Raw genomic sequence first — 15,061 nt, 5'->3', positions numbered from 1 at the left:
TTTAACTTACAAGCTCTTATGCCTGATTTTGTAATTCTTTAATTAGAGGAAGAATTGTTTTTTCTAGTGAATCTACTGTCACCGGCCCAATTTGCTTGTGCCTGATAATTCCTTGCTTATCGATTACATAAGTTTCCGGAACGCCATAAACGCCATAATTAATTCCAACCTTTCCATCAGTATCTACAATACTTATAGCATAAGGGTCGCCGTAGCGTTTTAACCATTGCAATGCTGTATTACGTTCATCTTTATAATTAAGACCGTAAATTGGAATAATTCCCGAATTAGCCAATTGCACCAACAAAGGATGTTCGTCTCGACACGCAACACACCAAGACGCCCACACATTAAGCATCCAGACCTTGCCGAGATTATCCTCTGAAGACATTATTTTATCGGACTCATGCAGTTGGTTAAGCTGAAATTTTGGTGCCGGTTTATCTATCAGCGGCGAAGGCACTTGCCGAGGATTTAATGTCAAACCAACTAGCAAAAAAACTGCTAACACTATGAAAATAGCTAAGGGCATCAAATACCGCATCATACTTTAGTTGTCTCCGTAGCCAACTCAACTTTAGTTGTTGCAGATGCAACTGCTGCAGGAGTACCTTCCGCTTGCTTTTCTGACTCAACAACGCTCGCAGCTGTAGATTCCTTTTTAGTAATCTTCAAACGATAACGGCGATCGGTGATTGAAGTAATACCACCCATTGCCATCAATATACACCCAAACCATATCCAATCGACAAACGGCTTATGATAAGCACGAACCACCCAGGCGCCATTTGATAAAGGCTCACCTAAAGCAATATAAAGATCACGAAAAAAACCTGTATCGATCGCCGCCTCAGTCATTGCCATACCAGAGGCATTATAGGTACGCTTTTCTGGATATAATTTGCGAACAAATTGGTCATCTTTGAGAACAGAGATTTCACCTCTGACTGCCTTATAGTTTGGACCGACAACATCACTGGTGCCATTAAACTGAAAAACATAACCACCAACGGTCACTTTACTACCAATTTCCATACGCACATCTTTTTCAGTTTCATAGCTGTTTACTAACGTTACGCCAATAATAAATATCGCCACTCCAATATGTGCGCAATGCATTCCGTAATAACTTCTTGATTGCTTAGATAGCTTAGTCAATAAACTGCCCTCACCAGAGTTATTCAGACGATGTTTTACATTAACAAATGCGCAAACAATAATCCAGAATGCTAACAATAAGCCAAAACTCACCATTGGTTTCCATTCGCCCATAAAGAATGGCGTAATCAGAGCAGAAACCACACTAATCCCAAATGCCCAGCGTAACCGAATAGCTAACGCAGGCAAACTCATTTGCTTCCAACGTGAAATAGGCCCAACACCAATCAAGAAAATCGCTGGCGTCATGATAGGCACAAAAACCGCTTCAAAGAATGGAGGGCCTACCGATAGCTTACCAAAACCAAGAGCATCGATAATCAATGGGTAAAGTGTTCCCAGCAACACGCTTGCCGCTGCAACCAGCAACAATATATTATTGGCCAACAACATTGATTCGCGTGAGAGTATATCAAATTTACCTCCTAAGCCTACCTTTGGCGCACGCCATGCAAACAATAACAAAGCACAACTAATCACAATCACAAGAAAAGCGAGAATAAATACACCACGCGCAGGGTCGGTTGCAAATGCATGAACCGAAGTTAGAACTCCTGATCGCACCAAAAATGTTCCCAGCAAACTCAGCGCAAATGTACTAATTGCCAATAAAACTGTCCAACTTTTGAAACTACCCCGCTTTTCAGTAACCGCCAGTGAATGAACTAAAGCCGTACCGACTAACCACGGTAGAAACGATGCGTTCTCTACTGGATCCCAAAACCACCAACCACCCCAACCTAATTCATAGTATGCCCACCAGCTACCGAGCATAATCCCAATCGTTAGAAATACCCAAGCAATAATCGTCCACGGTCGTGACCAGCGCGCCCAAGTTGCATCCAGCTTTCCACTCAATAATGCAGCGATAGCAAAAGCAAAAGCAACAGAAAACCCCACATACCCCATATAGAGCATAGGTGGGTGCACTACCATACCAAAATCTTGCAACAGAGGATTTAAATCGCTTCCTTCCGTCGCAGCGGGTAATAGACGATCAAAAGGATTTGAGGTAAATAACATGAATACCAAGAAACCAATACTAACAAGACCTAAAACCCCAATGACTCTTGCGACAACATCATCTGGTAACTGTTTGCTAAAAACACTGACCGCAACAGACCAACTGGCGAGCATCAAAACCCATAACAATAAAGAACCTTCGTGAGACCCCCACGTTGCTGCCAATCGAAAATGAAATGGCAATTCGGTATTCGAATTATTAGCTACGTTCAGAACAGAAAAATCACTACTGATAAAGGAATATGCCAAACAAAAGAATGCAATCAGTACAAATACAAATTGCCCCTGAACGACTGGTTTTGCCAATGCTATCCAAGAAGGAATGCCACGCGCCGCACCAATAATAGGCAACGTTCCTTGTAAAGTGGCTAAGAGGAGAGCAAGTATTAAAGAAAAATTACCAATTTCTGGAATCATGATTTTATTTATTTAAAAATTAAAAATTAAAAATTAAAAATTATTCAGGATTAAAAATTGAACTTCCCAGAGAAGATTAACTTTTCTGGGAAAACTTTATTGCACCAGAGATGCTTTTTGTGCTTTAGCAGCCCTCTCTAGGGCTTCGGCAGCTTCAGGTGGCATATAGTTTTCATCGTGCTTGGCAAGGACTTCATCAGCCAAAAAAATACCTGCATCGGATATTTTTCCTTGTGCGACAACGCCCTTACCTTCTCGAAATAAGTCAGGCAAAATACCAGTGTATACAACAGGTATTGTTTCTGCTGTATCTGTCACAGCAAAATGCACTGTAGTCGACCCATCATCACGTTTAACACTGCCTTCTGCGACCAATCCACCAATGCGAAAACTTTTACCAATTGGCGCCTCATTCGCAATAACTTGAGATGGACTGAAGAAAAACACTAAATTACTTTGAAAAGCATTCAATACCAAAATTGCTGCAACTCCTAATGCAGTAACTCCAGAGGCTATGACTATAAGCTTCTTATGACGTGGTTTCATTTTTTGTCTCATTATTATCTAAGTCTTCGATGTGACTATATTGTTTTTCTAAAGTTCGTCGACGATTCGAAATTAACAGGATTTCACCTGCTATACATATGAAAGTCACAACATATGATCCCCAAACATAGAGTCCATATCCTCCCATTGAGAAAAACTCTGACCAACTTGACCAAATCACTATATGGCTCCTTTCTTATGCAGTTCCGCTACCCAGGCGGTATGGCTTTCTCGCTCAAGGATGATGACGCGTGTACGCTTTAATATTACTGCGATGGAGTACATCCAGCTAGCTAACACCATAATTAGCATACCGGTCAACATGGTCGTCGCCATCGCAGGTGCTTGATTAAGGCTTACCGATGCACCTTGATGCAAGGTATTCCACCACTGCACTGAAAAATAAATAATCGGTATATTGATAACACCGACCAAAGCAATGATTGCGCCCGCTTTATCAGCACGTCGTGGATCGTCAATTGCTGCTTGTAAGGACATAAAGCCAATATAAAGAAAAAACAAGATTAACTCAGAAGTCAATCGCGCATCCCATACCCACCACGTTCCCCACATAGGCTTGCCCCATACCGCACCAGTCCATAGCGCAATAAAAGTAAACATGGCTCCTGTTGGCGCAATTGCAGTTGCAAACATAGAGGACAATCTTGTATTAAAAGCCAATCCTATACCCGCCCAAAATGCCATCACGACATATAAAAACATTGACATCCATGCCGCAGGTACGTGTATGAAAATAATTCGATAAGCTTCACCTTGCTGAAAATCGGTTGGCGCAACAAAAAAACCGACATAAAGCCCTACTACCAACAATATTACCGAAATAAAAACAAATACCGGAACCATTTTTCCGGCCAATAAGTAAAAGCTAGCAGGAGAAGAGTACTTGAACCAATTAATCGCCATATTTAATATTAAAATTTTTCATGTTAATTTTCATCCCTAAACTATCCCCAATTTGTACAGCCAGTAATTTTATACCAAAAAATCAGAAATTATATAAAAGGTGTAATAAATTACCCTCATTTGATCTCGCGATATTGAAACAAGCTCAAAAACAATATCTCAGCTATTCTAAAGAAACTCGCAAGGACGAAGCAGCAGCCCAAGGCGCAAATACAATCGATACTAATAGAAATGCGCCAATCAATGATAAATGCGCATCAAACGCGACCCCTGCCATATTGGCCTCAACCGCGCCAGCACCAAAAATCAGTACAGGAATATAAAGCGGCAACACTAATAGCGAAACGAGCACCCCTCCTCCTCGTAATCCTAAGGTCAATGCCGCACCGATTGCTCCAATCAAGCTTAAAACCGGCGTCCCTAATAATAAAGCCGCTGTTAAAACAAGTAATGCATCGGTTGGTAAATCATACTGAATACCCAATACTGGTGCCATTAAAACCAGTGGCACTCCAGTTACCAACCAATGTGCAAACGCCTTACCAAGCACTAACAGCGATAATGATTGAGGTGATAACAACATCTGTTCCAATGTGCCATCAACATAATCATTTGAAAACATTCTTCCCAGCGATAACATCGAAGCCAATAAAGCTGCGACCCAAACTACACCGGGCGCCATCGTGCGCAACATATTCATTTCGGGCCCAACACTTAGAGGAAACAGGCTCACTACAATGATGAAAAAAAATAACGTAGTCAACACATCTGATTGACGCCTCATTGCCAACAATAAATCGCGCTTAATTATCCACATAAACATATTAAGCCAAATGCAACTGCATTATTGATGTTGCTGTCACCTCAATTTCCTGATGTGTTGTCATCACAATCACGCCACCTCTTTGCAAATGCTGCTCCAGTAACTTTTGAATCAATTTAACAGCCATGACATCTAGCGCAACTAATGGCTCATCGAGGATCCATAATGTGGTAGTACAGACCAGTAATCGTGCTAAAGCAACGCGACGACGCTGTCCTTGCGATAAAACCTTAACGGGTAAAGCTTCCCTTCCCCTCAGCCCCATATGCTTCAGCGCATCACTGGCCTGACTAATACTAATTTCAGAACCTGCCAACGCACTTGAAATACGCAAATTCTCAATAACCGTTAAATCATCTTTGGTGCCACTCAAATGACCAATATAGGTGACTGCGGAAAAATAATCTCCGTTTAGCGATCGGATAGAAGTACCACGCCAGAGAATTTCACCAGCAGCAGGATTTGACAAACCACATAACATACGTAATAAGCTGGTCTTTCCACTGCCATTAGGGCCACGAACTTGCAGCAAACAGCCGGCTTCGAGAGAAAAATTGATATCTTTGAAGAGTTCTCGATCACCGCGAACACAGGCAAGATTAATCCCCTGCAACATTGTTTGAACCTTTCGGAAACATAAACGCAAAATTATAGCGCATCGAAGCTGAGTCCGCTTACTCAAAAGAATCTATGTAACTTCGAACATGCTTGGTTCTAGCAGATCTGTTTATATCTAAGGTGCTCACTATTTATGCAATTTTCCTGTAAATTCTGTCTCAACTTTTAGGAAATTAAAAGATAGCTTGCAAAATCTAACTGCATATCAGTAAACTTTAAATCACGTGTTAAAAAATAATTCAAAAAAAAGATTCTAATGCACTGCATGTAGAAAAACTCACTAAATATTCATAATCTTTGTAGTCTAAAATTTATAATTTTACGTTCATATAGCTAATAAGGAGCCAACCATGATAGAAAAACATGATTTACATCATGAATTCCCTGAATATTACGATCGCATTCATGAATTAAAAACCCATGATAATCACTTCGCCCGACTATTTGACGAATACCATGATATCAATCGCGAGATTCTCAGAATCGAAGAAGGTGTCGAAAACACTGCTGACGAATATCTGGAAGAATTGAAAAAGAAGCGCCTATTACATAAAGATAAACTCTACGGCATGATTACCAATAATTAATGTTGATGCATGGCGTTAACTATTAAGAACTATGGTTTTGTATAAGTCCCTAGCAACCAACCACACTATCGGAGAAAAAGATGAAAGCAGTTTATTTTGACGCAGGTGGTTCAGCGGATACTTTATGTTTTGGAGATATTGCACTATCAAGTCATTGCGATGAAAATCAAGTTCTAGTTCGCATAAAAGCAATCGGCATCAACCCGATCGACTGCAAAATTCGCGCAGCCCCTGAACGATTTCCGATCACTTTTCCAGTGATATCGGGATGCGACGGAGCCGGTATTGTAGAAGCCGTAGGAATGCGAGTGAATAAATTCAGACCTGGCGATGAAGTTTATTTTTCACAACCCGGCTTTAACAATCGCCAAGGCACTTATGCCGAATACGTACATGTCGACGCTAATTTACTTGCATTAAAACCACGCTAACTTACCTTCGAGCAGGCTGCTGCCGCACCGTTGATTTTTATCACCGCGTGGGAAGCATTACATGACCGTGCTCACATCACCCAAAATCAAACTGTACTGATCCATGCCGGTGCTGGTGGCGTTGGTCATGCCACTATTCAATTAGCCAAACTGGCTGGAGCCCGCGTCATCACCACAGTAAGCACTGAAGAAAAGGTAAATTTTGCAAAACGCCTAGATGCAGACCTAACCATCAATTACTGCACGCAGGACGTAGTCGCAGAGGTATTGCGCTGGACAAACGATAATGGCATGGATATTGTGCTTGATACCGCAGGGTCGAAAATGCTACAAAGCTGTTTTCGTTGCTTCAAGCCCTACGGTGACATCGTAACCATTCTGCAATCCGCACCGGATACTGACTGGAGAGAGGCGCGTGTGCGAAATATTCGCTTCAGTCTTGAATTAATGTTGACACCAGCTTTGTTCGAACTGGAAGACGCGAAGCGTCATCAAGGCGAAATACTGCAACAATGCGCGACATTGTTTAATACCCATAAATACAGGTGAAAATTGCGCGTACTTTTGCGCTGGCAGATGCTGCTGCAGCACAACGCTTTCTTGAACAAAACCAATTCAATAAACAACCCCGTGGCAAGACCATGGGGAATCGCAAGTTGGAAAACTCATACTGACAGTTAACTCATAGAATAAACGAACCTTCTCTAAAAATATGGACAAGCAATTAAACGTAAAATTACGCAAAAGTGGAGCAATGGAATGCGCAAAGAACGACAGTAATTCTCACAGAGAATATCCAGTCCACCATAGCTGCCCTGGTTTTGAAATTCCGCCCACCACCGGAGATCTTTGCCCTTCTCAGTGGGTCTTTGTTGGTGCAAAAATCTCAGTATAATTTGCAATTCCTTTTTCTCGAGTTATTGCCTTATTTGTTATAAAGTTTCTTCTATTACCCACAATTTCTGTGGATAACTTTGTGAACAACTCTTTGTTTGGCGGGCTAACCCGAATATTTCTAAGGATTTTTCTTGGATTGATTAATAAGTTCACAATATTATTATGGAAAATTTATCATATGGTTACGAGATATTCCTCAGCTTGGTATTAAGTTATTTCTAGTAGTCACTGTATCTTGCCAGAATTGTGGACGATTTAGAATGTCAAGAGAAATTTGCATATGCTAAAGCGCATATCCCTAGTAAAAACTGACAAAACAACCACCGCCTAAAACCGGTGGCTTTAACTTTATGATAAACAATAATAGTTAAATCTTTCTACTCGACTACAATTACAATTCAGGCAACGCATGATGCGCTTCTGTATCCAAAAATTCCTGTAAATAAGGTAATACCAGTGATGGCTCTTCTTCTTGAACAGCATGGCCGACATCGCTAAGGACAACCAGTTTTGAGTTGGGCAAATTCTCATGAAGACGCTCACCTATTGCCAGTGGCACAATTTCGTCATCACTGCTCCATATAATTAACGTAGGGAGGGTCAAACTGGCATAGTTTTCTGAGAATAGTTGTAAATCTGCTGGCAGCATCTGCCGCACGCTGGTGAGCGTTGCGTACTTTGCATTGGGCTTGCTAAGATTCTTGGCATAGTGATCGACGGCACTTTGCGGAATCATAGCATCGTTAAAATACACTTTCTTCAGCAGGCTTTTCACCTGGATAGAATTTGGAATAGCGTAAATCACTAGTGGCCCCAATACCGGAGTAGCCAATATTTTTACGAACTCTGGTAATTCTTGTGGGTAGGCAATGCTGTCTATCAACACCAGACTACGTTGTAGATTCGGATACGATGAGAACAAAAATATCGACGTAGCCAGCGCTACCCCGCCACCATAAGAATGACCGATAATATGAAGATTCTTCAGGTCGTTCTCGAGAATAAAGTTCCTTACCAATCTTGCCTGTTCATACACAGAGTAAGCGTCATCACGAGGTTTAGGTGATTCGCCAAAACCTTTCAGATCAATAGTGATTACACGGTATTTCTGCGCCAAAGGCTCAATAATATGTCGCCAGCTGTAACTACTGGCGCCGAAACCGTGAATCAGAAGCACCGGATCGCCGTTGCCGTAGCTTTTAGACGCTAGTTGCAATTTACTAATCGTCCCTGAATTACGATATTGTGGCCAACCCGGAATATCTTTGTCCATGACTGCACAGCCACCAAGACTGAGAATCGCAGACAAAAAGGCAAAAACGAAAACTCTGATTGGAAAGTTCCTCATTAATTAAAAGACCGAATAAGAATGACCATATCAAATATTCCGCCAACAGCAAAAGAAATTGCTCCAAAAATAGGAAGTACCGCAATAACCCGGCAGGCTATTTTTAAATGCTCAGCTTCCGCAATATTTTCAATCTTCATGTGACGCGGAATTGATAAGATTACATAACTAATCAAGCCAAGAAAGATGATATTTCCAATGGTAAGGGGCAGAAGATTGGTAAAATAGATTTCTATCGGCCCCAATGTTTTCTCGGCACAGTATCCGCACTCATCAATCAGCTCAAATATCAAATCACGCCGCGCATTAATGGTTTGAAAAAAACTCAGTGTCGTGTTTACAGCTCCCCATAAAGCTGCCAGCAAAACAATTGGAAGTCCCAGTCTATCCATCATTGCTCCTTTTCAACCAAGAGGCTCAGGAAGTTTCAGTGGATCTAAAAGCAACTATACATAAAGATTATCACGACGATGTTTAAAAAGAAATTCAATTTCTTTCAAATACAGGCCAGAGATTAAGCAAAAAACTGCGCGACGACCGAACATTCGAGTATCCTACGCGGTTACTCCATAATCAGTTACAAATTATGACGCAATACCAACTCTTCGCCACCACGCCAAAAGCGATGGAAGGCATTCTCGCTAACGAAATCAGCGCCCTCGGTGGGCAAGATATACACCAGAAATTGGCTGGTGTGTCTTTTCAGGGTGATTTGACTCTGGCTTACCAAGCCTGCTTATGGTTGCGTACTGCCAACCGCGTTTTATTATTGCTCAGCAGTTTCGAGGTTAAATCCCAGCAAGATCTTTATGATGGTGTCCAACGCATCGACTGGTCCGAGCATTTGAGTACTGATGACAGCTTAGCGGTATCATTCAGCAGCAAAAATAATCCGGCAATCGATAACACGCACTTTGGTGCGCTTAGAGTAAAAGATGCTATCGTCGATCAAATGCGTGCCAAGTTTGGTGGTCGACCTAATGTCGATACCGAATATCCCAGCATTCGCGTCAATGTCTATCTGCATAACGAAATTGCACAATTGAGTTTGGATTTATCCGGCGAAAGCTCTCATAAACGTGGATATCGTGACATCAATATTGCAGCGCCACTCAAGGAAAATCTTGCAGCGGCGATTTTGCTACGAGCAGGTTGGCCGGAAATCGCCCGGCAAGGTCATTCACTACTCGATCCAATGTGCGGTTCTGGTACGCTATTGATAGAAGGCGCACTGATCGCAGGTGATATCGCACCGGGCTTACAACGTGATTATTACGGCTTTCTAGGCTGGAAGCAACACGATGCTGCGCTGTGGCAAAACATTCTGGATAACGCCAAGCAACGCCGTGAAATAGGATTAGTCAAATTACCGATAATCGTTGGTTTTGATCAGGATCGCGATAGCGTCAATGCCGCATTGCAGCATATTGAGAACGCAGGATTGTCAGGCAAGATTCACATCGAAAAGCGTGATATCGCGGATGCATCTGCGGCGATAAGTTGGCCAAAAGGATTGATTGCCTGCAATCCGCCATATGGCGAACGACTCGGCGATGAAGAACAAATCGGAATGTTATACCGCGAGTTTGGAGAGGTATTGAAGCAACGTTTTACCGGCTGGCAAGCAGCAATCATTATCGGCGATCCGGAGCTTGGTTTCAGATTGGGAATACGCTCGCACAAACCGATAACGCTATTCAATGGTGCGCTGGAGTGCAAATTGTTGCGATTCACCATTGAGGAAAAATCTTTTTTTGAACCTAAAACCAAATCTCAGCAGGAACGCATTGAATTTATCAACCGCCGTGCCCAAGCCGGGCAACCCGACAGTCGGGCAGAAATGTTCGCAAACCGCCTGCGCAAGAATCTAAAAAAACTGACCAAATGGATCAAGCAGAATCAAGTACACTGCTACCGACTGTACGATGCCGATCTACCAGAATACGCGGTGGCTGTGGATGTTTATCAGGGCGAACTAACCTGGGTCAACGTCCAGGAATATGAGTCTCCCAAATCGATTGACCCCATCAAGGCTAATCAGCGACTGGCCGGAATAATGGCAGAAATACCCAAGGCACTGAAAATTCCTCCCGAGCAAGTATTTTTAAAAATACGTCGAAAACAGAAAAACACCGATCAATATGAAAAGCAGGGCGATTCCCGTCGCTTTCATGTCGTGCAAGAAGGCGGTTGCAAATTCTGGGTGAATTTTGAGGATTATCTAGATACCGGACTGTTTCTCGATCACCGTCCAATGCGTTTGCTGATTCAGCAACAAGCCAAGGATAAACATTTCTTAAACTTATTCGCATACACTGGCAGCGCCACAGTGCATGCAGCGATCGGCGGTGCGGAATCGAGCATCACGGTGGATATGTCTAACACCTATCTGGATTGGGCCAAGCGAAATTTTCACCTCAATGGCATCAGCGACGACAAACACCAACTGATTCGGGCTAATTGCACGGACTGGTTGGCACAACAGGCTCAAGCAAAGCACAAACAACAATTTGACCTTATCTTTCTTGATCCTCCCACTTTTTCCAATTCCAAGAAAATGGATGAAATCTTCGACATCCAAAAAAACCACATACCGCTGATTCGCGATTCCATAGCCTTACTAGCACCAGGCGGAACATTGTATTTCTCGACCAACTTCCGTCGTTTTAAATTCGACAAGGAGATATTAAGCGATTTGATCATTGAGGATATCAGCGCAGCGATGATCCCCGAGGATTTTGCGCGCGATGCCAAGATACATTATTGCTGGAGAATTTCTCGCTAAACATTCAACATGCATGTAAAACCAGTTTAGTTTTTTTCAGAAAAATACTACAGCATGAAAGCCTAGAGCTGATCGGGAAATCTCTAGGTAACTGCTACTTCAGGCATGACCTTGTCGCTTTGCAATAGCGCATCTCTTTATCTTTTTTAGTTCACGCCATACGCCAGTGCGAAACTCATAAATATTCCATTGGCTTCCGGTATTTCTGCTGCCATAAAACATAGAAACGATATCTTAAGTAAAGAATACTCCTACATATACCAGGACATATTCAGTACGGTACAACTACAAAATTAAGGCAGCCTGTCACTTATCGCCTGAGAACTATAAGAATATTATTCAACCTTCAAAGCGCAGAAACGAATGAAAAATTAAAAATAACAAATTGAAAAGCAATATTATTATATATGGACCATCAAACGATGCGATTTGTTATGGATAAAGTTCGGGACACAGAAATCCTAATCAATTTATTAATCTTATAGATGGCCGCATCCACAATTAATCGGGCAAACATAATTTTCTTACGTGCATACTTGCTCGCCAGATATGATACGAGTAAAAATAGATTATAAAAAAACTATCATCGGGTATTGATCGTCCCGAGAGTTGTTATACATTAACTCTAGAATCCTGAGACACTACTGACTAAATTCAAGACCACAAGGTTATGATTTTCGTAATGTTAGCAGTGTTAAGCGAACATACAATTTATATAGTCACAGTTATGAATACTGAATGTTTACAATGAATACTACTAGCAGCGATTAGGATTCCAACATTTTATAATATACAATTTAATAATATTCCAGCAGGAAGCTAAGAATCTTTTGGAGTTGTCAAATAATCAATCAATAAGACAGCATTCACACTAACCCTTAGTAAATAATAAGATCTCGCATTTTAGATAGTCGCTCAAATTTAACAACAAAAAGCGCATTAATAATTTAAAGTTAGCTAAAGATCTTAAGCGTTATCGATCATCATCAAGCAAATGCAATTATCCAGAAATAACGCATATTGCTATTTATTATTTTTAACTAGAGGTACTAGAGAATGAAAATTAGTTTTTTTCAGCGTGAAGTAACATTTTTCACCTTTTTCATATTACTTTGCGTCATCAGCAATAACCTTCACGCTCATAATCCACACGATATGGTATATGGGTTAGGCATTTCCCCTAATTTTGCCAATGATAATACGGTCTTCCTGGCCACCGATGGAGAACTGACCTCAGATCAATATACAAACATTCTGCGATCCACCGATGGCGGCACGACTTGGAGCAGACTCCCAAATGGGTTGGACAATGTTTACTCAGAGATTGGTATTCGTGTTTCACCAAACTATAGCAGTGATCACACGGTTTTTGCCACGACTAAGGGAGATGGCATCTATCGCTCAGTAGATCAGGGAGATACTTGGGAGATTTTTAATACTGGCCTTTTCAATCTGAGAGTCAATCAATTAACTATTGCAAAGTTGGGAAATAATAATTATGTGCTTTTTTTGAGTACATTGAACGGTCAACTTTACCGGCGCTCCAAAACAGATGCAGCTTGGACTAGAATACAAAATGTATCTGCGGGCATACGATTGGTTGCAGTATCACCCAGCTTCACGACTGACCTGACAGCTATTTCAGTAAATAAGAGCGGAGGTTTGCTAAAATCCATCGATGGGGGTATCACTTGGAGCAGTATCGGAAATGTTAGCGGTTCAACCGTTTACGATATAGCAATCTCGGGAGGAAATCCTAAAGAGATATTTCTAGCCACTAGCAATGGAATCTTTTATAGCAATGACACGGGTATAACATTTAACAACAAACCAGCCAATTTACCTTTGGAACCCATCAATAATGTATCACTCTCACCGAATTATTTAATTGATCGCACAGTTTTCTGCACCAGTTTAACTAAATCCGTATATAAATCAACGAATGGCGGCGACAGTTGGGTGCTTCATGCGTCTGGGGCGGCAGTCACCGGACAAACAAATCCATTAAAAGAATTCAGTGAATTACAAGTATCTAACACATTCTTGACAGACCAAACGGTATTCCTCTCTGCGTATGACGGGCTTTTCATCTCGAAAGATGGCGGCATCACCTGGATCCAAAAACAAACTCGCAAAAATCTACTCACAGGCTTGGCTTTGTCACCAAATTTCATCAACGACCAAAGCATGATTGCAACATCATACTTCGGTGGAGGCTTATACCGATCTTCCGATGGTGGTACAACATGGACTAACGATAGAACCGGTTGGCCAGTCCCAAGTAGTTTAGATCTTCCAATGAGTGCTTTCGATGTCGATTTTGCTAAAAATCAGTCAGGCCCGCCTACGGCTGTTGCCTCACGAAATACTACGCATATTGGATTTTCCAGCGATTTCGGACAAAATTGGACTACAAAGCCTATTCCGAAAATCCCTGAAATCTCACCATTTTCTGTATATATCAATTCCTTTGTTTTGTCACCCACGTATGAAAGCGACCGAGAAATTTATGTTGGCACAAGGTCACACGGAGTTCTGCAAACACTTGATGGCGGAACCAGTTGGCGTTGGCTGCGAGGCGTCCCCACCACATCGCATATTGTAGGCTTGGCTATTTCCCCTAACTATGCAAATGATCGGACTGCTTTCGCTGCAACTCGCTCCGGAAAGATTTGGCGTACAACTAACGGTGGTGACAGTTGGTTGCAATTGCTGAAATTTGATTTAATCACATTGCGCGGCCTACCGGGACAACAACATTTGTCAATTGCAGTCTCGCCGCAATTCGCCACGGATAAATTAATCTTCGCCGGTACAAGTAATGGTTTATATCGTTCAAAAAATGGAGGCATTAACTGGGTTACAATGACTCAAAACCATATAGGGCCGGGAACCGCCATCCAGCAAGTTGAATTTTCTCCTAATTTTTCTAATGATAGCCTTCTCTTTGCCATCGTTCATGGGAAAGGTTTCTATCGGATTACTCTGAATAATAAAGGGCATATAATATCCTCGGAAAATATCGGTGCTAGCCTACTGCAACAAAATATTCAATTTACAGAATTCCGCTTATCTCCTAACTTTGCAATTGATGCCACTATTATAGGTACCACACGAGCAAACGTTTACATTTCAACCGATGGTGGTTTGACTTGGGCACATGCAGGTAAAGTTGAATGGTAACGTGGTGACTCTAGAGAAAATATCTAACAGGTAAATTACCGCCAGCAACACCGAAGGTATTTATTCTTCATTAATATAGAACCCCGCCGCAAGCGGCGGGGAATATAACCCGATTTGTTGTAGCAGTAGCCTGAGCTGACAATCACCTGATTTAACAAAGTGATGCCAGACTAGAACACGGAACTACCACATCTGATTTTTATCGACATAATGATCAGGCGATATGTAGAGCTTACTCAGAAATTCAGCAATCAGATATGCACTGCTAAATAGTCGGTCCTGAAATATGCATAATCATTTGATATTATGCATGAATGCGCT

General features: G+C 41.7%; 15 protein-coding genes. 6 read left to right on the top strand and 9 right to left on the bottom strand.

The window, feature by feature from the left end:
* Positions 1–16: 16 nt before the first annotated feature.
* The 7 genes from QZV86_RS04710 to ccmA form a co-directional block, all read right to left on the bottom strand.
* Positions 17–547 (bottom strand): DsbE family thiol:disulfide interchange protein, encoded by a 531-nt coding sequence (locus QZV86_RS04710; RefSeq protein ID WP_295624541.1) that lies wholly within the window; start codon positions 545–547, stop codon positions 17–19.
* Entirely contained in the window at positions 544–2,598 is a 2,055-nt protein-coding gene (locus QZV86_RS04705; protein WP_295624540.1) for a heme lyase CcmF/NrfE family subunit, read from the bottom strand. The genes QZV86_RS04710 and QZV86_RS04705 overlap by 4 nt, the downstream gene beginning before the upstream one ends.
* Before the next feature lie 96 nt (positions 2,599–2,694).
* Positions 2,695–3,144 carry a cytochrome c maturation protein CcmE gene (gene ccmE, locus QZV86_RS04700; protein ID WP_295624596.1) on the bottom strand — a complete coding sequence of 150 codons (450 nt, stop codon included), beginning with the start codon at positions 3,142–3,144 and terminating at the stop codon, positions 2,695–2,697.
* A complete protein-coding gene (gene ccmD / locus QZV86_RS04695; RefSeq protein WP_293007266.1) occupies positions 3,128–3,292 on the bottom strand; it encodes a heme exporter protein CcmD in 165 nt (54 codons plus the stop codon). The genes ccmE and ccmD overlap by 17 nt, the downstream gene beginning before the upstream one ends.
* 32 nt (positions 3,293–3,324) lie before the next feature.
* Positions 3,325–4,068, bottom strand: coding sequence for a heme ABC transporter permease (locus QZV86_RS04690; RefSeq protein WP_295624539.1), 744 nt, complete (start codon positions 4,066–4,068; stop codon positions 3,325–3,327).
* 163 nt (positions 4,069–4,231) lie between these two features.
* On the bottom strand, positions 4,232–4,891 hold the full coding sequence (gene ccmB / locus QZV86_RS04685) for a heme exporter protein CcmB (RefSeq protein WP_292920703.1): 660 nt from the start codon (positions 4,889–4,891) through the stop codon (positions 4,232–4,234).
* Between the two features lies 1 nt (position 4,892).
* The gene (gene ccmA / locus QZV86_RS04680; protein WP_295624536.1) at positions 4,893–5,507 is read right to left on the bottom strand and encodes a cytochrome c biogenesis heme-transporting ATPase CcmA; all 615 of its coding nucleotides are present in this window, start codon (positions 5,505–5,507) and stop codon (positions 4,893–4,895) included.
* 352 nt (positions 5,508–5,859) lie between these two features.
* Here ccmA and QZV86_RS04675 point away from each other — a divergent pair, with 352 nt between their 5' ends.
* The 4 genes from QZV86_RS04675 (at position 5,860) to QZV86_RS04660 (ending at position 7,201) form a co-directional block, all read left to right on the top strand.
* Entirely contained in the window at positions 5,860–6,096 is a 237-nt protein-coding gene (locus QZV86_RS04675; RefSeq protein ID WP_295624533.1) for a DUF465 domain-containing protein, read from the top strand.
* Positions 6,097–6,176: 80 nt separating this feature from the next.
* Positions 6,177–6,527: an alcohol dehydrogenase catalytic domain-containing protein gene (locus QZV86_RS04670; protein WP_295624531.1), complete on the top strand. Its 351-nt coding sequence runs from the start codon at positions 6,177–6,179 to the stop codon at positions 6,525–6,527.
* A gap of 30 nt (positions 6,528–6,557) precedes the next feature.
* Entirely contained in the window at positions 6,558–7,076 is a 519-nt protein-coding gene (locus QZV86_RS04665) for a zinc-binding dehydrogenase (RefSeq protein WP_295624529.1), read from the top strand.
* Positions 7,073–7,201 (top strand): hypothetical protein, encoded by a 129-nt coding sequence (locus QZV86_RS04660; RefSeq protein WP_295624528.1) that lies wholly within the window; start codon positions 7,073–7,075, stop codon positions 7,199–7,201. The genes QZV86_RS04665 and QZV86_RS04660 overlap by 4 nt, the downstream gene beginning before the upstream one ends.
* A gap of 614 nt (positions 7,202–7,815) precedes the next feature.
* On the opposite strand, the gene QZV86_RS04655 is transcribed toward QZV86_RS04660, so the two are convergent.
* Entirely contained in the window at positions 7,816–8,697 is an 882-nt protein-coding gene (locus tag QZV86_RS04655; protein WP_295624526.1) for an alpha/beta hydrolase, read from the bottom strand.
* A 74-nt stretch (positions 8,698–8,771) separates the two neighbouring features.
* Positions 8,772–9,164 (bottom strand): hypothetical protein, encoded by a 393-nt coding sequence (locus QZV86_RS04650; RefSeq protein ID WP_295624523.1) that lies wholly within the window; start codon positions 9,162–9,164, stop codon positions 8,772–8,774.
* Positions 9,165–9,358: 194 nt separating this feature from the next.
* On the opposite strand from QZV86_RS04650, the gene rlmKL reads away from it, so the two are divergent.
* Together rlmKL and QZV86_RS04640 are read left to right on the top strand one after the other, a co-directional pair.
* Positions 9,359–11,557: a bifunctional 23S rRNA (guanine(2069)-N(7))-methyltransferase RlmK/23S rRNA (guanine(2445)-N(2))-methyltransferase RlmL gene (gene rlmKL / locus QZV86_RS04645; protein WP_295624521.1), complete on the top strand. Its 2,199-nt coding sequence runs from the start codon at positions 9,359–9,361 to the stop codon at positions 11,555–11,557.
* 1,056 nt (positions 11,558–12,613) lie between these two features.
* The gene (locus tag QZV86_RS04640) at positions 12,614–14,740 is read left to right on the top strand and encodes a hypothetical protein (RefSeq protein ID WP_295624519.1); all 2,127 of its coding nucleotides are present in this window, start codon (positions 12,614–12,616) and stop codon (positions 14,738–14,740) included.
* Positions 14,741–15,061 lie beyond the last annotated feature (321 nt).

The organism is uncultured Nitrosomonas sp. (genome assembly GCF_902826915.1).
Classification (GTDB): domain Bacteria; phylum Pseudomonadota; class Gammaproteobacteria; order Burkholderiales; family Nitrosomonadaceae; genus Nitrosomonas.
Note: the sequence above shows the minus strand (reverse complement) of the source record. Positions and strands in the feature narration are given on the sequence as shown.

Coding starts and splice junctions, on each gene's coding strand:
- QZV86_RS04670 (WP_295624531.1), top strand. CDS start 6,177: ATGAAAGCAGTTTATTTTGACGCAGGTGGTTCAGCGGATACTTTATGT.
- QZV86_RS04640 (WP_295624519.1), top strand. CDS start 12,614: ATGAAAATTAGTTTTTTTCAGCGTGAAGTAACATTTTTCACCTTTTTC.
- QZV86_RS04655 (WP_295624526.1), bottom strand. CDS start 8,697: ATGGACAAAGATATTCCGGGTTGGCCACAATATCGTAATTCAGGGACG.
- ccmE (WP_295624596.1), bottom strand. CDS start 3,144: ATGAAACCACGTCATAAGAAGCTTATAGTCATAGCCTCTGGAGTTACT.
- QZV86_RS04705 (WP_295624540.1), bottom strand. CDS start 2,598: ATGATTCCAGAAATTGGTAATTTTTCTTTAATACTTGCTCTCCTCTTA.
- QZV86_RS04710 (WP_295624541.1), bottom strand. CDS start 547: ATGATGCGGTATTTGATGCCCTTAGCTATTTTCATAGTGTTAGCAGTT.
- ccmA (WP_295624536.1), bottom strand. CDS start 5,507: ATGTTGCAGGGGATTAATCTTGCCTGTGTTCGCGGTGATCGAGAACTC.
- QZV86_RS04675 (WP_295624533.1), top strand. CDS start 5,860: ATGATAGAAAAACATGATTTACATCATGAATTCCCTGAATATTACGAT.
- QZV86_RS04690 (WP_295624539.1), bottom strand. CDS start 4,068: ATGGCGATTAATTGGTTCAAGTACTCTTCTCCTGCTAGCTTTTACTTA.
- QZV86_RS04650 (WP_295624523.1), bottom strand. CDS start 9,164: ATGGATAGACTGGGACTTCCAATTGTTTTGCTGGCAGCTTTATGGGGA.
- rlmKL (WP_295624521.1), top strand. CDS start 9,359: ATGACGCAATACCAACTCTTCGCCACCACGCCAAAAGCGATGGAAGGC.
- ccmB (WP_292920703.1), bottom strand. CDS start 4,891: ATGTTTATGTGGATAATTAAGCGCGATTTATTGTTGGCAATGAGGCGT.
- ccmD (WP_293007266.1), bottom strand. CDS start 3,292: ATGGGAGGATATGGACTCTATGTTTGGGGATCATATGTTGTGACTTTC.